The sequence below is a fragment of the Vibrio tasmaniensis genome (genome assembly GCF_024347635.1).
Taxonomy (GTDB): domain Bacteria; phylum Pseudomonadota; class Gammaproteobacteria; order Enterobacterales; family Vibrionaceae; genus Vibrio; species Vibrio tasmaniensis.
On sequence record NZ_AP025510.1, the window covers coordinates 1,099,384 to 1,117,348 of the forward strand.

Here is a 17,965-nt window from a genome sequence, read left to right on the forward strand (position 1 = left end):
TAACCAATTAATAGAGAAGTTATAATGAATTTAGAAGGCAAAGTTGCACTAGTTACAGGCGCAAGCCGTGGTATCGGTCGTGCAATCGCTGAACTTTTAGTTGAGCGTGGTGCTAAAGTTATCGGTACTGCTACGTCTGAAGGCGGCGCTGCTGCAATCAGCGAGTACCTAGGTGAGAACGGTAAAGGTCTTGCTCTTAATGTAACGGATGTTGACTCAATTGCTGCTACACTGAAAACCATCAATGATGAATTCGGCGCGATTGACATTCTAGTTAACAACGCAGGTATCACTCGTGATAACCTACTTATGCGTATGAAAGACGATGAGTGGAATGACATCATCGATACTAACCTAACGCCTATCTTCCGCATGTCTAAAGCTGTATTGCGTGGCATGATGAAGAAGCGTCAAGGACGTATCGTAAACGTTGGTTCTGTAGTTGGTACTATGGGTAACGCTGGTCAAGCTAACTACGCAGCTGCAAAAGCGGGCGTAATTGGTTTTACTAAATCAATGGCTCGTGAAGTTGCGTCTCGTGGTATTACAGTGAACACTGTAGCACCTGGTTTCATCGAAACTGACATGACTAAAGCGCTAAATGATGACCAACGTGCAGTAACTTTGGCGAATGTACCAGCAGGTCGACTAGGTGACCCTCGCGAAATCGCTGAAGCTGTGGTATTTTTGGCGTCACCTGCGGCAGCTTATATCACAGGTGAAACACTTCACGTCAATGGCGGTATGTACATGGTGTAAATTATGTGCAACATTTGTGCATAATTTAAGTCAAGATCATACGTAATTTCGGTTAAAATCGTGAAAATTGTGGTTTGACCAGAAAAGTTGACCTTGCAACTTTCAATAGATTGAATAAACTACGGAAAACATCGCATAAAGCGAACTCTGTAAAGGAAAAGAAAAAATGAGCAACCTCGAAGAACGCGTAAAGAAAATCATTGTTGAACAGCTAGGTGTAGACGAAGCTGAAGTTAAAAACGAAGCTTCTTTCGTTGATGACCTAGGTGCAGATTCTCTAGACACAGTTGAGCTAGTAATGGCTCTAGAAGAAGAATTCGACACTGAAATCCCAGATGACGAAGCTGAGAAAATTACTACTGTTCAAGCTGCTATCGATTACGTAACTAGCGCTCAGTAATAATCTCTCCCAGGCGGTCACCTTGACCGCCTGTGTTTTATCTAACTCATCTATCCTCATCTTAAATCACCTCAATCCCCGGAGTGTAATATCGTGTCCAAGCGTCGTGTAGTTGTCACTGGCATGGGTATGTTGTCGCCGGTAGGCAACACTGTAGAATCTTCTTGGAAAGCCCTGCTAGCTGGTCAAAGTGGTATCGTTAATATCGATCATTTTGATGCAACCAATTTCTCAACTCGTTTTGCAGGTCTAGTAAAAGACTTTAACTGCGAAGAGTATATGACTAAAAAAGATGCTCGTAAGATGGACTTGTTCATCCAGTACGGCGTCGCAGCAGGTATTCAAGCTTTAGATGATTCAGCCCTAACTATTACTGAAGAAAACGCCCCTCGTGTAGGCGTTGCTATCGGTTCTGGTATTGGTGGTCTTGGTTTGATCGAAGCCGGTCACAAGGCTCTAACTGAAAAAGGCCCTCGTAAAATCAGCCCGTTCTTCGTACCGTCGACGATCGTGAATATGATTGCGGGTCACATGTCTATCATGCGTGGCCTACGCGGTCCAAACATCGCGATTTCTACGGCATGTACGACTGGCCTACATAACATTGGTCACGCGGCTCGTATGATTGCATACGGCGATGCTGACGCAATGCTAGCGGGTGGTGCTGAAAAAGCATCGACACCACTAGGTATGGGCGGTTTTGGTGCGGCTAAAGCACTGTCTACTCGTAACGATGAGCCTCAAAAAGCTTCTCGTCCATGGGACAAAGGCCGTGACGGCTTCGTTCTTGGTGACGGTGCAGGCATGATGGTTCTTGAAGAGTATGAACATGCTAAAGCTCGTGGCGCTAAGATTTACTGTGAGCTAGTTGGCTTCGGTATGTCGGGTGACGCTTACCACATGACATCTCCAAGTGAAGATGGTTCTGGTGGCGCACTAGCAATGGAAGCGGCTATGCGTGATGCTGGTATTACTGGTGAACAAATCGGTTATGTTAACGCACACGGTACTTCGACTCCTGCAGGTGACGTAGCGGAAGTGAAGGGCATCAAGCGTGCTCTTGGCGAAGCAGGCAGCAAGCAAGTATTGGTTTCTTCTACGAAATCAATGACAGGTCACCTTCTAGGTGCTGCAGGTTCTGCTGAAGCTATCATCACAGCGATGTCTCTAATTGACCAAATTGTTCCACCAACAATCAATTTAGATGATCCTGAAGAAGGCTTAGATATTGATTTAGTACCTCATACTGCGCGTAAAGTTAGCGGCATGGAATATGCTGCATGTAACTCGTTCGGTTTCGGTGGTACAAACGGCTGTTTGATCTTCAAAAAGATTTAATCTTTTTATTAAAGACGTAAACACTCGTAGATAGTCATAATTAGACTTGTTTTTAAACGGCTTGATGCTTTAGCATTGAGCCGTTTCTTTTTATGGGGAAAAAACATGTTTTGGGTTGATGGAGAAAGCCAGCAAACTATCGATATATTGGATCGCTCGTTTCAGTACGGCGACGGCTGTTTCACGACAATGCTCGTGAGTGATGGTGAAATACAACATTTTTACGCTCATCAGCACCGTGTAGACGAATGCCTTAAAGCACTACGCATTTCTGCTCTTGATTGGGATGTGGTTCGCCTTTGGATCGATAATGCACTTCAACATATCCAAGATAACGATCTTCATAGGACAAAGAATCTTGATGGTTCATCGAATCTTCAAGGTAAAAACATGCCCCATAATACAAAAGCAGGGATCAAGCTACACGTTAGCCGTGGGGCTGGCGGTCGTGGCTACAGTACCAAGAATATCGTCAAGCCAATAGTAACCATCAGTACCTTTGATTTCCCCAATCATTATTCAGCATGGCAAGACTCCGGTGTCGAGCTGGGTATCTGCCGTCAAGCGCTTGGTTTGAGCCCACTGCTCGCAGGCCATAAGCACAATAATCGTCTTGAGCAGATCTTGATGAAAGATGAAATGGATCAGGCTGATGAAGTGGATGGTGTGGTGCTTGATATCTCGGGCAATGTGATAGAAACCACCATGGCCAATCTGTTTTGGCGCAAAGATCAGATGATATATACACCTCAACTCACGCAAAGCGGCGTGGCTGGGGTTATGCGTAAGCATGTGTTAACGGCGCTGAATCAGAGTGAACTTTCCGTTACAATTGGTGATTACAGCCTATCCCAGCTCATGCAAGCTGATGAGATTTTCATAACCAACTCCATTTTAGGGGTTGCCCCAGTTACCCGTATTAGTGATATCCAATTTAAGATTGGAACCGTTACTCGTAGCCTTCAAGGACAACTAAACTCGTGATCAAAAAGTTATTCATTTTTATTATCTTGTGCCTAATCGCAGCCGCAGCTGCTGGTTTTTATGTTTACAACCAAGCGCAAGATAACCTGAAACAAGTTATTCAATTAGAAAAACCACAGGTGGTTACCGTTGCTTCAGGTAGCAGCTTTAACCGTGTGCTCGCACAATTGATTAATCAAGGCCTTTTTGAGGCTTCTCCTTACGAGAAATTAATCCGTAAGTTGCATCCTGAGCTTGTAGACGTAAAAGCGGGTACATTCTTGCTCGAACCAGGTTTAACCCTAGAACAGGCGTTACAAGTACTTGTAGAAGGGAAAGAGCACCAATTTACGATTACCTTCGTAGAAGGCAGTCGTTTTGATGAGTGGCTTGTTCAGCTAAAAGACAACGAATTCATTCAGCAAACGTTAGACGGTGTTTCTGAAAAAGAGATCGCCGAAAAGCTTGGTATCGAAAATGAAAAGCTAGAAGGCCTGTTCTTAGCGGAAACATACCACTATACCTACGGCACTACGGATTTAGATTTGTTGAAACGCGCACATCGCGATCTAATGAATGTGGTCAATGATGAGTGGGAAAATAGAGCCGGTAAGTTGCCTCTTAAGTCGCCGTACGAAGCGCTAATTCTTGCGTCTATCATCGAGAAAGAGACGGCAGTAGCGTCAGAGCGTGAACGTGTGTCTTCTGTGTTCGTTAACCGCTTGAACAAGCGTATGCGTTTGCAAACTGACCCAACGGTTATCTACGGCATGGGCGATAGCTACAAAGGTAATATTCGTAAGAAAGACCTACGCACTCCAACGCCATACAACACCTATACAATGAGTGGCCTACCGCCGACGCCTATTGCAATGGCGGGTAAAGCGTCGATCAATGCTGCGCTGAATCCAGAGAAGAGCAACTACCTGTATTTTGTTGCGAGTGGAACGGGCGGTCACGTATTTTCAAAGAGTTTGACTGAGCATAACCGTGCAGTACGAGCTTACTTAAAGCAATTAAGAAAAAACAAATAAAGAAATAATTATGAATCAGTCGAAATTTATCGTAGTCGAAGGCCTTGAAGGTGCAGGTAAAAGTACAGCAATCAATGCCATCGTTGAGACATTGAAAGCATCGGGTGTTAAAGATATCGTCAGTACTCGTGAGCCGGGTGGCACTGTCTTAGCTGAAAAGATGCGCTCATTGGTTAAAGAAGAACATGAAGGCGAGAAGCTTCAAGATATGACGGAATTACTGCTGATGTACGCGGCACGTGTTCAATTAGTAGAAAACGTCATCAAGCCCGCACTCGACAGTGGTAAATGGGTATTGGGTGATCGCCATGATATGTCTTCTCAAGCATACCAAGGTGGTGGTCGTCAGATCGCACGTACTACTATGGAATCACTGAAAGCAACCACGCTAGGCGGTTTTAAGCCAGATCTAACCCTATACTTGGATCTTGACCCTAGAGTAGGGCTTGAACGCGCTAGAGGCCGTGGTGAGCTTGATAGAATTGAAAAGATGGATATCTCATTCTTCGATCGTACGCGTGAACGTTACCTTGAGATTGCAGAACAAGACGAAACGGTTCTTGTGGTTAATGCACAGCAAGAGATTGAGCAAGTGGCTGCTGATATTAAAGTCGCGCTAGGTGCTTGGCTCAATAAACAGTAGGTAGTCATGGCTGAAGTGTACTCTTGGCTCACACCAGTATGGAGTGAGTGGAAAAAAAATCTCGATGCAGAACGTTTTCCTAACTCTGTGATTGTTAATGCACCTGAAGGGCTCGGCGTTGATGCGTTGATTAGCCAACTTACCGACGCATTGATGTGTACGAACTATGAAAGCGAGTCGTGCGGGTTTTGCCACAGCTGCGAACTGATGAAGTCGGGCAGTCATCCTGATTTTCATGTGATCTCACCAGAGAAAGAAGGTAAGTCGATCACGGTTGATCAAGTGCGTGCCAGTAACCGCTGGGCTCAAGAGTCTTCTCAGTTAGGTGGTTTGCGCGTTATCTTGCTTACCCCAGCTGAAGCAATGAACGAATCGGCTTCCAATGCACTATTGAAAACTCTGGAAGAGCCATCAAGTAAGTGCATCTTCATTCTTTCAACTCGCAACAGCAATCGCTTAATGCCGACTATTATTAGCCGTTGTCAGCAGTTCAATGTGGTTAGCCCACAGTTGGAGGTCGGGTCGGCGTGGCTAGATGGCGAAGTCGGTAAAGCGGTACCGCAGTTCATTTTAGCACTCAATGACAACGCGCCTTTAAAAGCAAAGGCGATGTTTGAGCAAAGCGGAGTCGAGGCTTCGACCAAAGCACTCGATGGCTTTGTCAATGTAATCAAAGGCACTCAACCTGACATGCTGAAATTTTCCACAGAGCTTGGTAAAGATCCTTTGGTTCAACTAGGCTGGCTATGGCACTTATTGTCTGACGTACAGAAGTTGCATTTTGGTTTGGCGAACCAAGCCATTACTCCTAGCGCGAAAGCATTGGTTGAAGTGATGTCTTATCAAAGTGCTTATGCAGCATCACATAAACTGCTGATATTGATTGAGCAGTTAAAGCAACACCCTGGGCTCAATACGGAGCTACTCATAATGAATTGGCTGATTGCCACTTGCGAGGAAACATGTTCGTAGATTCTCACTGTCATTTAGACAAACTGGATTACCAAGATTTACACACCAACGTAGAAGACGTGGTTAACAAGGCGAAGGCAGCCAACGTAGACCAACTGCTTTCTGTCGGTGTGACGCTGGATTCGTTTGAAAACATGCTTGAGATGATCTCGCCGTTTGATAACGTTAAGGCTTCGTGTGGCGTTCATCCTCTCGATGTAGAGAGTGATTTCAACTTAGAAAGAATGCGTGAGTACGCGAGTAACCCTAAAGTTGTGGCGATTGGTGAGACCGGCCTAGATTATCATTACCAGCCAGAGACGGCAGAACTGCAACAGCTTAGGTTCAAGCAGCACGTTGAGTTGGCTGTTGAGCTGAATAAACCTTTGATCATCCACACACGTAACGCGCGTGAAGATACGTTAGCTATTTTACGCGATGGTGGAGCAGAGAAGTGCGGTGGTGTGATTCATTGCTTTACTGAAGATCAAGCATTCGCTGAAGCGGCAATGGAATTAGGTTTTTATATCTCGATTTCAGGTATTGTGACTTTTAAACAAGCCACAGAACTTAAAGATGTTGTGAAGAACCTACCTCTAGATAGGTTGCTGATCGAGACTGATTCGCCATATTTGGCGCCGATTCCATATCGTGGCAAAGAGAATCAGCCTGCATATGTGGTCGAAGTTGCGGCTTATATCGCCCAGTTAAAAGGGGTATCAATGAAAGAGGTTGCTGAACAAACGACCAAAAATTACCGAAAACTTTTTTTGCGATAGAAACCTAACTAAACATATAAAAGGGAGTGAAAGCTCCCTTTTTGTGTTTTTGATCACCAAAAATGCGTTTTTTTTTAATGTTTACGGAATATGTTGAACTTGAGAGTATGAATTACAACATTTGTAATTTTGTTACTAAAAATAACATTGCCCTCTATTTTATTTACTCAGTAAAATAATAGAGGGTAATTATAATTTACTTTATTTTCATAAACTTATCGGCTTGTAAAGCATTGCATTTCTATATTTGACATGTGATCCAAGACTTGTTTTGAAACTAAATTTCGTAAGTGACTAGAAACTTAGTTCCCCATCAATATATATTTAGCGGCAGAAAATATAATGCAACACATGGTTACATTTTCACTGGGTGCTAACATATAGGCTACGGGGGTGTGCCGTTAGGACCCATATAATTATTTTATCTTTATCAGGAGCATAAACATGTTTAAGAACCTTTTTGCTAGCCTGCAGAAAGTTGGTAAGTCTCTGATGCTACCAGTATCAGTTTTACCAGTTGCGGGTATTTTGCTAGGTGTCGGTGCAGCAGACCTTCCTTTCATTCCAGAAATCGTTTCAAACTTAATGGAACAAGCGGGTGGTTCAGTATTCGGTCAAATGGCACTGCTGTTCGCAGTAGGTGTAGCACTTGGCTTTACAAATAACGACGGTGTAGCTGGTCTAGCTGCTATCGTTGGTTACGGCATCATGACTGCTACACTAGGCGTAATGGCTGGTGTAATGGGCGTTGATAAAATCGACACTGGTGTACTAGGTGGTATCCTAGTCGGTGGTGTTGCTGCTTGGGCATTCAACCGTTTCTTCCGTATTCAACTACCAGAGTACCTTGGCTTCTTCGCTGGTAAGCGTGCTGTGCCAATCATCACAGGTTTCTCTGCGATTGGTCTAGCAATCCTACTATCTGTAGTATGGCCACCAGTTGGCGGCGCTATCTCTGCGTTCTCTGATTGGGCTGCTCACCAAAACCCACAAGTGGCGTTTGGTATCTACGGTATCGTTGAGCGTTCTCTAATTCCATTTGGTCTTCACCACGTTTGGAACGTACCTTTCTTCTTTGAAGCTGGTACTTGTGTAAACGCTGCTGGCGAAACTCAAAACGGTGTTCTTACTTGTTACCTAGTTGCTGATGACGCATCTCGTGCAGCGGGCAATGGCTTCGGTCAGCTAGCTGGTGGTTACATGTTCAAGATGTTCGGTCTACCTGCTGCTGCAATCGCGATTGCACATTCAGCTAAACCTGAAAACCGCGCTAAAGTAATGGGTATCATGGCTTCTGCTGCGTTAACTTCATTCCTAACGGGTATCACTGAACCAATCGAATTCTCATTCCTATTCGTTGCTCCTGTACTGTACGCAATCCACGCTCTACTAGCTGGTTCTGCATACGTTCTTGCGAACACTCTAGGTTTTGTACACGGTACATCTTTCTCACACGGTCTAATCGACTTCCTAGTTCTATCTGGCAACGCGTCTAAGATGGGCCTAATGGTTGTTTGTGGTGTTGCTTACGCTGCAATTTACTACATCGTATTCCGCACTGTGATTAAAGCTCTAGACCTTAAAACTCCAGGTCGCGAAGACGAGTCAGAAGACGAAATCGTTGCAACTGGTACAGAGCTTGCTGGTGAGTTAGTTGCTGCATTCGGTGGCAAAGCGAACATCACTGGTCTTGACGCTTGTATTACTCGTCTACGTGTAGCCGTTGCTGATACAGCAGTTGTTGACCAAGACAAACTGAAGAAACTAGGCGCTGCAGGTGTTGTTGTAGTTGCTGGTGGCGTACAAGCTATCTTCGGTACTAAGTCTGACAACCTTAAGACAGACATGGATGAGTGGATCCGTAACAACGGTTAATTCGCTGATTCAATAAATTGAAAGGAGGCCTTACGGGCCTCCTTTTTTGCTTTCTGCAATATGCAAAATGTCCTCCCGCTTAATCTCTTCTTACTCAACCCGATGTGTTGAAGACCGATTACGAAGCTTGAACGCCAGTTCGCTTTTACCTAGCGATGACACCTTTCGCTGAGATTCCCGTAGACTCCGTTTTTTAACTACAGTCTGAGAATATTATGAAACATCGTTACTTGATCGGCCTTATGTGCTGCAGCGGAGCCTCGTTTGCTCACGCTTCTGAAGTTCCAGCTTTGGAAGTTGGATTAGCCATTGACCAAGACCTGAGTGTCGTTGTGGAATTTGATCAGAAGTATCGTGCCACGATTGGCAACGATGGTGCTGCATTTGACTACATTTGGAAGCGTGGTCAGTTTGAGACTGAAGCTCCGTTGAGTTGGTATGTCGGTGCTGGTGCTTGGACTGAATGGAATGACGACTTTGGCTTACGCTTGCCGTTAGGCGTGAAAGTGAATTTCCACGAAGGTTGGAATGCTTACGCTCAAGTTCACCCTGAACTCGACATGTATAAAGGTGTTGAGTTACAAGTGGGTGGTGCGCTAGGTATCACTTACAAGTTCTAGGTGATGAGACAAAAAATGCCAGCTTAGTAGCTGGCATTTTTGAATGGTTAAATAAGGTTATTTCTGTTTGTCCATTGCACGCTTTATGCAAATTGCAGCACCACCCCAAGTGATACCAAGACCAAGAACCATCATAATAATCGCACTAGTTGTCATGATTATGCTTCCTTCTTACTTGTCATATTTATGATAATGCCAATCGCTAGTAATCCTGCGATCATTGCCCAGCCAAGAGTCAGGTCATAGCCACCGTAACCGTCTGTAAACAATGCGCTTAGTTTCGTTGCAAGAATGATTGCAAGCATAACTGGAGTGACGAAGCGTAAACATACGTTAAACCATACGCCAATAGAGAAATCTGAAATCTCATTGACGTACGCACGTACATCGCTAACTTTGTTTAGTAGCCATGCCATTAGAAGGATTTCAATGAATCCGCCTACCATGATGCCGACGTTGTTAGCGAAGTGATCGACTAGGTCTAGTAGAAGTAGGCCGCCGTTAGTTGCAAATGCCATAGACACCACAACACCAACGCCAATAACAATACTTGCTGCTTTTTTACGGCTCCAGTTCAGCTTGTCCATAATTGCAGATGTTACCGCTTCCATAATTGAGATATGAGAGCTTAAACCAGCCACAACAAGTGCAAAGAAGAATAGTGGACCCAGAATATACGGTGCTGGAAGTAAATTAATCGCAGCAGGTAGCGTAACAAACGCAAGGCCAACGCCTGCTGATACTACTTCAGTTAATGGTTTACCTTGTTCTTGAGCCATGTAGCCAAGAACAGAGAAAATCATAATACCCGCAAGAATTGAGAAACCACAGTTGATAAGAACCGTCATGAACGCGTTGTTCGTGATATCTGATTTTTCAGGCAGGTAGCTTGAGTAAGCCAGCATGATCGCAAAACCGATACTTAGCGTGAAGAAGATTTGTCCATAAGCAGCAGCCCATACTTTTACGTCCCAGATCTTGCTGAAATCAGGTTCGAACATGTAGTTCACACCATCTAGAGCACCAGGAAGGAAAACCATGCGTCCGATAAGCAAAATCACCATTATGAACAACACTGGCATCATTACTTTAGAAGCACGTTCGATACCAGCTTTAACACCACCCACGATAGCTGCATAAGTGATTGCCCAAGCGAGTAACATTGCGCCGGCGATGCCCCATTGGATGTTACCTAGGTTCGTCGGTGAGTTATCACCTAGAGCTAGATATTCACTGAAGAAGAATGCGTTAGTGTCTGTTCCCCAGCTTTGATTGAATGACATACCGAAGTATGAAATTGCCCAACCGATAACGGCAACATAGTAGACCGCGATGACAGCCGCTACACCCACTTGGAACCAGCCAAGCCACTCAAATTTTGAGTTGATGCGCGCTAAAGTTGCAGGTGCAGAGCCACGATATTTTTGACCCATACTGAACTCTAGGATCATAAATGGGATACCAGCCGTAAGCATGGCAAATAGATATGGAATGAAAAAAGCACCGCCGCCATTTTCATAAGCCATATATGGAAAACGCCAAATGTTTCCTAAACCAATAGCAGATCCTACTGCGGCAAGGATAAATCCTGCTCGGGATCCCCACTGTTCTCGCTTCATATTTAACTCCTTTACAACTTCCCTGAGGTATGAAGCTTCTCGTCACGCTGTGCTTGGTAAGGAGATGATAGTTAAAACAGGCAAACGGTTTGACTGTTTACTTTATCTTCCGTGATTAAGCAAAAGTTTAGATTATTATGTTGTTAGCGATTGGAGAACTCAGCGGATAATTCTTAATTGTTTGATGTGTGTTTGCATAACCTGAAATATTCAGCTGATGCGTGCTAATGAGCCTACCTAGTTAGAATGGTTAAAGCAATAGATTAGGTATGTTTAATAACTGTGGGCTTATGGTCTTTAAGATGTTAAATGATGGTTATTTTAGAGGTATGAATTGGTTTGGGGTTTTCTGATTGGTTTATGTGTCTAATTTTTTCTGTTTTATTAGGTTATATGACTTTATTTAAAAGTAGAGCGTATGACTGAAATTCATACACTCTATAGTTGAACTGACCAACTATTCGGAGGTTCTATTGGTATGAGATGCTTATGGTCATCGATACTTAGAAAGTAAAACTCAGTCCGACATTGGCTTGGAATTGGTTCATCCAGTCGGTATCAAAGCGGATGATGCACTCTTGCCCGTTACTTGGGATGTTACAAACACCGGAGGTGTCGTTATCGACAACGGTACCTAACCAACGTAGTTGTGTGTTTAGCGCTAATCGGTCACTAAATTTGTACTCTAAACCACCAAAGATAGAGGTTGAGAACCCATACTTATCTTTTGCCCAGTCTACATCGACGTAAGAAGCACCAAGGCCTAACCCCAAATAACCAGACAACACAGAAGAAGCTGGGTAGTAAATGCTACTTTGAAAGTGCAGGTATTGGATGGAGGAGCTTAGGTTGAGCGTTTCTAATTCAGAGCTTTGATTAGAATAGAAAAAGCCGATGCGTCCTTTTTCAAATGGCGTTTCAATCGCAAAGGTGTAGTTTTCAGACCCTTTCATATCATAGGTTTTACCGTCCTGGTCTTCGACACTGCCACCGCCTGTATAGCCCACCATCGGAGTAATGATGATTTCCGGCGAGGCATGTACGCTCGAAACGGAGAGAAGCGTAATCAGTGCCAATATATTTGCTTTGTTATTCATGAGTATATCCTTATCCATACACTTACTAATTGTGATGGTTACATCAATATTGTGCGACTAATTTCGACGATTCTTGAAGATACTTCACACACCTGATAGTACTTAAATAGAGACTCGACAAATTAATAATAAGCCAGAGGTGTCTATGGACCATAATCTGAAAAATGCCCTACAAATCACGGTTGTCATCTACGCAATCATTCTCTCATTTGGCTTTATTGCAATTGGTAGTTAATACCATCTATTGCGAGGCTGAGTTTTTATACTCAGGGAATCATGAATAGTGGGATTATAACCAATATTGATACAGCAATAGACTTAGACTATTACGCTAAGTTTATTGCTGGAAAAACAGCACTGGTCGCCCAAGGTGGCGGACAGAGAAGTATTTTTACTTCTGGAGTGCTGGATGCCTTTCTTCTTTCAAATTTTGATCCCTTCGACGAGTTTTTTGGTACCTCTGCAGGTGCTCTTAATTTGTGTGCTTATCTGTGCCGCGATAAAGGCCTTGGCCGTTCTTTCCTTCTCGACCTCACAACATCACCTGAATTCTTCAATCTCTTTTCTTATATACGACACAGAAAGAACCTTGGATTAGAATGGGCCTTAGAACAAATCATGGCTTACCCATATAAGCTTGATTTGGATTTAGGACGACAAACGCTAGGCGAACGCCACTTCTATGCAGCCGTCACGGATTCTAAAGACTTACGAGATCACTACTTCCCATTATTAGGGGAAGATTGGTACAAAGTGATGATTGCAACCTGTGCTATTCCTCGTTTGTACAATGATGAAATATTTATTGGCGACAGTTCTTATGTGGATGGTGGTGTATCAGCTTGTATCCCGGTTCAAGAAGCATGGCGTAGACAAGCCCGTTCCATTGTTGTGATCCGAACTGAGCCAGCGTTAGAGGAAGAGGTCGAGGTTCAAGCTAACAGTACGCGATTAAAAACACCCAAACCGATATCAGCCGAAGAACTGGAATGGTTCCGCGAATCTTTTGACAGTGTTCAAGGCCATTGGCAACAAAAAGTGGAACAGTGGAAAACCGATTGGAGCTCGTTCTTTCAACAACAAATTCTCAGCTCAAAAGAACAGAAGCGCGACAGGTCACATTTGGATTTACTGAATGGTGGTCGATGGTTATTCGGGGCGGATGACATCTATAGATTAAGTCATTTAATTGGTGATAAGTTTGATTCCGGCTTAGCAGATATGCTGATGGTGCATTACCAAACTTACTCATTGACTCAGGATTTTTTGAACTCCCCACCAGACGATGCTTTTGTAGTGCAAATTGCCCCGAGTAAGCCGCTGAAATCCAATTCATTAATGAGTAATAAAGAAGATTTACTGCACGATTATGATTTGGGTTTAGAAGCCGGTTACCGATTTGTTGAAACTTATACCTCTACGAAAAATGCCCGCAGTTCACACATGCCACAGTTGGCAACCATTGCTGCTGAGAAGTAATGCTTGAGGTTGATGAGTAATATTTGAAGTTGATGAGTTAGCATGCTGTGAGCTGATCGTGCTGTTTAAGCCGATCGTTAGTGAGTCGTGTTCTGAAATGAAAAAGGGTTATTGAACTTGGTTCGATAACCCTTTTTTGTCTTGAGATTAGGCAAATCGTTTCGCCTTACGGGCAAACATTAGGTGACAGGCAAGATTCTCATACAGTTGGTCGATCCCGCCACATCCATAATGTCGCCTTGAGTGACGATAACGAGATCGCCAAACTTAAGATGCTCTTGCTCTTTTAGGCAGGTGAGCGTAGATAGGGCAATGTCAAAACTGTCTTTGGCTTCTGTCTCGAAGTAGATAGGTGTTACACCTCGGTACAAGGTGCAGCGATTAAGTGTTCCTTCGTTACGAGATAGTGCGTAGATAGGCATGTCAGCACTTAGGCGAGACATCATCAGTGCAGTACGGCCTGATTCTGTGAGAGTGACTACGCCTTTAATACCTTCCATATGGTTTGCCGAGTAGATAGTCGCCATTGAAACGGTTTCTTCGGCGGTCACAAAGGTGCGATCAATTCGGTAATTGGATTGGTTGTTAATCCCCGCCATTTTCTCAGCACCAATACACACTTCAGCCATCGATTTTACGGTTTCGACCGGGTAATCACCTGCAGCTGTTTCACCTGAAAGCATGACTGCATCTGTTCCATCAAGTACCGCATTGGCAACGTCCATGACTTCGGCTCGGGTTGGCATTGGCGCTGAAATCATCGATTCCATCATTTGGGTTGCGGTGATCACCGTTCGATTAAGCGCTCTAGCACGGCGTATAAGCTGTTTTTGTACTCCGACTAACTCAGGGTCGCCAATTTCCACTCCGAGGTCACCACGAGCCACCATGACGACGTCTGAGGCCATTATGATGTCATCCATGTTCTCAACAGTGGCTACCGTCTCTGCTCGTTCTACCTTTGCTACGAGGTGAGCTTCTAAGCCAGCTTCTCGTGCGAGCTGTCGAGCGTAGTGCATGTCTTCGCCGTTGCGCGGGAAAGACACCGCGAGGTAATCCACTTTGATTTGTGCTGCAGTGACGATGTCGCGCTTGTCTTTTTCTGTCAGCGCTTCTGCGGAAAGGCCGCCGCCTTTCTTGTTGATGCCTTTGTTATTTGAGAGAGGACCACCAATGATGACTTCTGTATGAACACGGCAGCCTTCCACTTTGGTTACTTTTAGCTGCACACGACCATCGTCGAGCAACAAGATGTCGTTAGCTGAAACGTCGTTAGGTAATTCTTTATAATCAAGACCGACCGCTTGTTGGTTGCCTTCGCCTAAACCTAGGCTACTGTCGAGAGTAAATTGGTCACCAACGGCAAGTTGGATTTTGCCATCTTTGAATGTTGACACTCGAATCTTGGGGCCTTGTAAGTCACCGAGAATAGCGATTTGAGTGCCAAGTCTTTTGGCAATTGCTCTGACGTTTTCTGCACGTTGTATATGGTCGTCGCTAGTGCCGTGAGAGAAGTTCATACGGACGACATTGGCACCGGCTTTGATGATCTCTTCAAGCACGTTACCTTTATCAGTAGAAGGGCCTAGCGTTGTGACGATTTTCGTTTTTCTTAATTCGGCTGTCATGAATACTCCTAGAGTGAGGCCAAGTAATCTTTTAAAAGACTGAATTAAGTATATGCATTAATTGAATATTTATTGGGAGCTATGAGGATATTTCTTTATTTGTCTCTAATTATTGAATTCAGGGCTCAATAACGATGTTTCATTAAGAAAATTAAGTCTCAATTTATCGATGTAGGTACGAATTTTTCTCGAACTATTTGACTAGATACACAAAGATTCATGTATATACGTGATACGGGTCACGGCGATATACCAAGTGACTTCACAATTACTTCGCAAAGTAAAAAAATTACCGCGTTGATGATTTCTGGAGCGTAAAATGTACATGGCTCAACCGGGCCATATTGATCATATCAAACAGGTCAATGCTGGTCGTGTATATAAACTAATTGACCTTAGAGGTCCTATTTCTCGTATCGATCTGTCCAAGCAAAGTGAGTTGGCTCCGGCGAGTATTACTAAAATTACCCGTGAACTCATTGAAGCTCACCTTATTCACGAAACGACGGTTCAAGAAGCCACAACTCGTGGGCGTCCTGCTGTCGGTCTGCAAACCAATAACGAAGGTTGGCAGTTTCTGTCGATGCGTCTTGGTCGCGGATACTTGACGATCGCGCTGCATGAATTGGGCGGCGATGTGCTTATCGATACCAAGATTGATATCCATGAACGTGATCAAGATGATGTGCTTGCGCGTCTTCTGCATGAAATTGATGAATTTTTCCAAACTTATGCGGAGCAACTCGATAGGGTAACAAGTATTGCGGTTACGCTACCGGGTCTTGTGAATTCTGAGCAGGGGATTGTGTTGCAGATGCCACACTACAACGTTAAAAATTTAGCGTTGGGTCCTGAGATCTACAAAGAAACAGGTCTACCTGTCTTTATTGCCAATGATACCCGAGCCTGGGCATTAGCAGAGAAGTTGTTTGGTCACTCTCAAGACAACGATAATTCCGTTCTTATCTCGATTCACCACGGTGTAGGCGCCGGGATCATTCTTGACGGTCGAGTATTGCAAGGTCGCCACGGTAACATCGGTGAACTGGGTCATATTCAGATCGATAAACAAGGCAAGCTTTGTCATTGTGGTAATCATGGCTGTTTAGAAACGGTCGCGAGTTCTCAGGCGATCCGTGAACAAGTGAAAGAGCGGCTGGCTAATGGTGAAGCATCGTCATTAACTGTGTTTGAAGATGTCACTATTGAACAGATCTGCGCTGCCGCTGCCGATGGCGATCCATTGGCTGTTGAAGTGATTGAACAGTTAGGTCGTTACTTAGGTGCCGCGATAGCGATTGTGATTAACCTTTTCAACCCTGAGAAAGTCTTGATTGGTGGTGTTATCAATCAGGCTAAAAGCGTGTTGTACCCTGCGATTCAAAAGTGTATCGAAGAGCAAAGTTTATCGGTTTACCATCAAGATTTAGAGCTGGTGGAATCTCGATTCTATAAACAAGCCACCATGCCAGGTGCAGCGCTTGTTAAACAAGCTTTATATGATGGCCAATTGTTAATGAAAGTGATTGAAGGCTAACCCCTTTTTATCGTTTTTAGCCTTCCTTGAATCCTTTCCATACACTTAAACTATGTATAACAGCATTTGTTGTACTTAGTTTAAGCATCTGTGTATTTGCGCTTTGCTTTAACCTATCGAATTAGGCTATTGTAGCCACAGTTATTATTAGTCACTAAGGTGTTGTATGTCTGGCGTTTTAAATTCGGTTGATCAGAGAACTAAACTCGTCGGTGAAAACCGTCTGGAACTCTTGTTATTCAGCTTAAATAGTCGCCAATTATTTGCGATTAACGTATTTAAAGTTAAAGAAGTCTTAAAAGTGCCTGTACTCACTCGCTTGCCAGGCTCTCATCATCATATTACGGGTGTTGCTTCTTTACGTGGTGAATCTGTTCCTGTTATTGACTTACGCAGCGCGATTGGTTTCCCACCATCACGTGATGAGACTCAAGAAAATAACTTGATCATTACCGAATACAACCGAACCGTACAGGGCTTCTTGGTTGGACAAGTTCGCAATATCGTGAATACGACATGGACAGAAATCCAGCCGCCACCAAAGACTACGGGTCGAGCAAACTACTTAACTGCTATCACGCACATCCAAGAAGAAGAGCAGCACAAAATCGTTGAGATCATCGATGTTGAAAAGGTGTTAGCGGAGATCATCGACTACGATGTGTCGATTTCTGACGGTGTTCTAGATCAGCAGTTAGCGAATGAAATGGTTGGCCGTAATGTGCTTATCGTTGATGACTCTTCAACAGCGCGCAATCAGATCAAAGGCACCTTGTCGCAACTTGGTTTGAACATTATCGAATGTTGTGACGGCTTAGAAGCACTGACTTTACTTAAGAAGTGGTGTGATGAAGGCAAAGACATCAATCAAGAAATATTATTGATGATCACTGATGCTGAAATGCCAGAAATGGATGGCTACAAACTGACTCACGAAGTTCGAACTGATCCTCGAATGCATGATTTGTTTATTACGCTAAATACTTCATTAAGTGGTAGTTTCAATGAAGCCATGGTTGAGAAAGTAGGGTGTAATCGCTTTATTTCTAAATTCCAACCAGACCTCTTAGTTGAAGTGACTCAAGAGCGAATGCGTCAGATTTTGTAATTAATGCAGCTGTACGGTTTGTTTCGAATGACCTTGGCGAAAACGTTTGCTAGTATTTGATACAGCATGTTTTTTAACAAAACATGCTCAACGACTAACGTAACTTTTCACGCACAATCTAAGGTAGTTCCTCTG

At 43.9% G+C, this 17,965-nt stretch carries 18 protein-coding genes; 14 read left to right on the forward strand and 4 right to left on the reverse strand.

What is annotated here, in order from left to right; all coding sequences use genetic code 11:
- Positions 1–24 precede the first annotated feature (24 nt).
- The 10 genes from fabG (at position 25) to OCV44_RS05255 (ending at position 9,362) form a co-directional block, all read left to right on the forward strand.
- Positions 25–759, forward strand: coding sequence for a 3-oxoacyl-ACP reductase FabG (gene fabG, locus OCV44_RS05210; RefSeq protein ID WP_029222897.1), 735 nt, complete (start codon positions 25–27; stop codon positions 757–759).
- Between the two features lie 166 nt (positions 760–925).
- Positions 926–1,159, forward strand: a complete 234-nt coding sequence (gene acpP, locus OCV44_RS05215) for an acyl carrier protein (RefSeq protein ID WP_012603569.1) — start codon at positions 926–928, stop codon at positions 1,157–1,159.
- 93 nt (positions 1,160–1,252) lie between these two features.
- Positions 1,253–2,497, forward strand: coding sequence for a beta-ketoacyl-ACP synthase II (gene fabF, locus OCV44_RS05220; RefSeq protein ID WP_004736554.1), 1,245 nt, complete (start codon positions 1,253–1,255; stop codon positions 2,495–2,497).
- A 105-nt stretch (positions 2,498–2,602) separates the two neighbouring features.
- Positions 2,603–3,481, forward strand: coding sequence for an aminodeoxychorismate lyase (pabC, locus tag OCV44_RS05225; protein ID WP_139684757.1), 879 nt, complete (start codon positions 2,603–2,605; stop codon positions 3,479–3,481).
- Positions 3,478–4,494 (forward strand): endolytic transglycosylase MltG, encoded by a 1,017-nt coding sequence (gene mltG / locus OCV44_RS05230; protein ID WP_139684756.1) that lies wholly within the window; start codon positions 3,478–3,480, stop codon positions 4,492–4,494. Before pabC ends, mltG begins: the two co-directional genes overlap by 4 nt.
- Before the next feature lie 10 nt (positions 4,495–4,504).
- Complete coding sequence (tmk, locus tag OCV44_RS05235) at positions 4,505–5,137, forward strand: dTMP kinase (RefSeq protein WP_139684755.1); 633 nt, start codon at positions 4,505–4,507, stop codon at positions 5,135–5,137.
- A gap of 6 nt (positions 5,138–5,143) precedes the next feature.
- The gene (locus OCV44_RS05240; protein ID WP_139684754.1) at positions 5,144–6,109 is read left to right on the forward strand and encodes a DNA polymerase III subunit delta'; all 966 of its coding nucleotides are present in this window, start codon (positions 5,144–5,146) and stop codon (positions 6,107–6,109) included.
- The gene (locus OCV44_RS05245; protein WP_139684753.1) at positions 6,100–6,867 is read left to right on the forward strand and encodes a TatD family hydrolase; all 768 of its coding nucleotides are present in this window, start codon (positions 6,100–6,102) and stop codon (positions 6,865–6,867) included. The genes OCV44_RS05240 and OCV44_RS05245 overlap by 10 nt, the downstream gene beginning before the upstream one ends.
- 444 nt (positions 6,868–7,311) lie before the next feature.
- Positions 7,312–8,742 carry a PTS glucose transporter subunit IIBC gene (gene ptsG / locus OCV44_RS05250; RefSeq protein WP_139684752.1) on the forward strand — a complete coding sequence of 477 codons (1,431 nt, stop codon included), beginning with the start codon at positions 7,312–7,314 and terminating at the stop codon, positions 8,740–8,742.
- Positions 8,743–8,957: 215 nt separating this feature from the next.
- On the forward strand, positions 8,958–9,362 hold the full coding sequence (locus OCV44_RS05255) for a hypothetical protein (protein WP_139684751.1): 405 nt from the start codon (positions 8,958–8,960) through the stop codon (positions 9,360–9,362).
- 57 nt (positions 9,363–9,419) lie between these two features.
- Here OCV44_RS05255 and OCV44_RS05260 read toward each other — a convergent pair whose 3' ends face one another.
- From OCV44_RS05260 to OCV44_RS05270, 3 genes are all read right to left on the reverse strand, one after another.
- Positions 9,420–9,518 carry a methionine/alanine import family NSS transporter small subunit gene (locus OCV44_RS05260; protein WP_009848986.1) on the reverse strand — a complete coding sequence of 33 codons (99 nt, stop codon included), beginning with the start codon at positions 9,516–9,518 and terminating at the stop codon, positions 9,420–9,422.
- Positions 9,519–9,520: 2 nt separating this feature from the next.
- Positions 9,521–10,981: a sodium-dependent transporter gene (locus OCV44_RS05265; protein ID WP_139684750.1), complete on the reverse strand. Its 1,461-nt coding sequence runs from the start codon at positions 10,979–10,981 to the stop codon at positions 9,521–9,523.
- Positions 10,982–11,484: 503 nt separating this feature from the next.
- Positions 11,485–12,078: a porin family protein gene (locus OCV44_RS05270; RefSeq protein WP_135383971.1), complete on the reverse strand. Its 594-nt coding sequence runs from the start codon at positions 12,076–12,078 to the stop codon at positions 11,485–11,487.
- Positions 12,079–12,223: 145 nt separating this feature from the next.
- Between OCV44_RS05270 and cydH the strand changes: the two genes are divergently transcribed.
- Both cydH and OCV44_RS05280 read left to right on the forward strand, forming a co-directional pair.
- Entirely contained in the window at positions 12,224–12,313 is a 90-nt protein-coding gene (gene cydH, locus OCV44_RS05275) for a cytochrome bd-I oxidase subunit CydH (protein ID WP_102248935.1), read from the forward strand.
- A gap of 41 nt (positions 12,314–12,354) precedes the next feature.
- Positions 12,355–13,557, forward strand: coding sequence for a patatin-like phospholipase family protein (locus OCV44_RS05280; protein WP_139684749.1), 1,203 nt, complete (start codon positions 12,355–12,357; stop codon positions 13,555–13,557).
- A gap of 179 nt (positions 13,558–13,736) precedes the next feature.
- Here the strand turns inward: OCV44_RS05280 and pyk are convergent, their stop codons facing one another.
- Positions 13,737–15,185, reverse strand: a complete 1,449-nt coding sequence (pyk, locus tag OCV44_RS05285) for a pyruvate kinase (protein ID WP_139684748.1) — start codon at positions 15,183–15,185, stop codon at positions 13,737–13,739.
- A gap of 319 nt (positions 15,186–15,504) precedes the next feature.
- Here pyk and mlc point away from each other — a divergent pair, with 319 nt between their 5' ends.
- Both mlc and OCV44_RS05295 read left to right on the forward strand, forming a co-directional pair.
- Positions 15,505–16,722, forward strand: a complete 1,218-nt coding sequence (gene mlc / locus OCV44_RS05290) for a sugar metabolism global transcriptional regulator Mlc (protein WP_086049085.1) — start codon at positions 15,505–15,507, stop codon at positions 16,720–16,722.
- Positions 16,723–16,888: 166 nt separating this feature from the next.
- Positions 16,889–17,830 carry a chemotaxis protein CheV gene (locus OCV44_RS05295; protein ID WP_009848992.1) on the forward strand — a complete coding sequence of 314 codons (942 nt, stop codon included), beginning with the start codon at positions 16,889–16,891 and terminating at the stop codon, positions 17,828–17,830.
- Positions 17,831–17,965 lie beyond the last annotated feature (135 nt).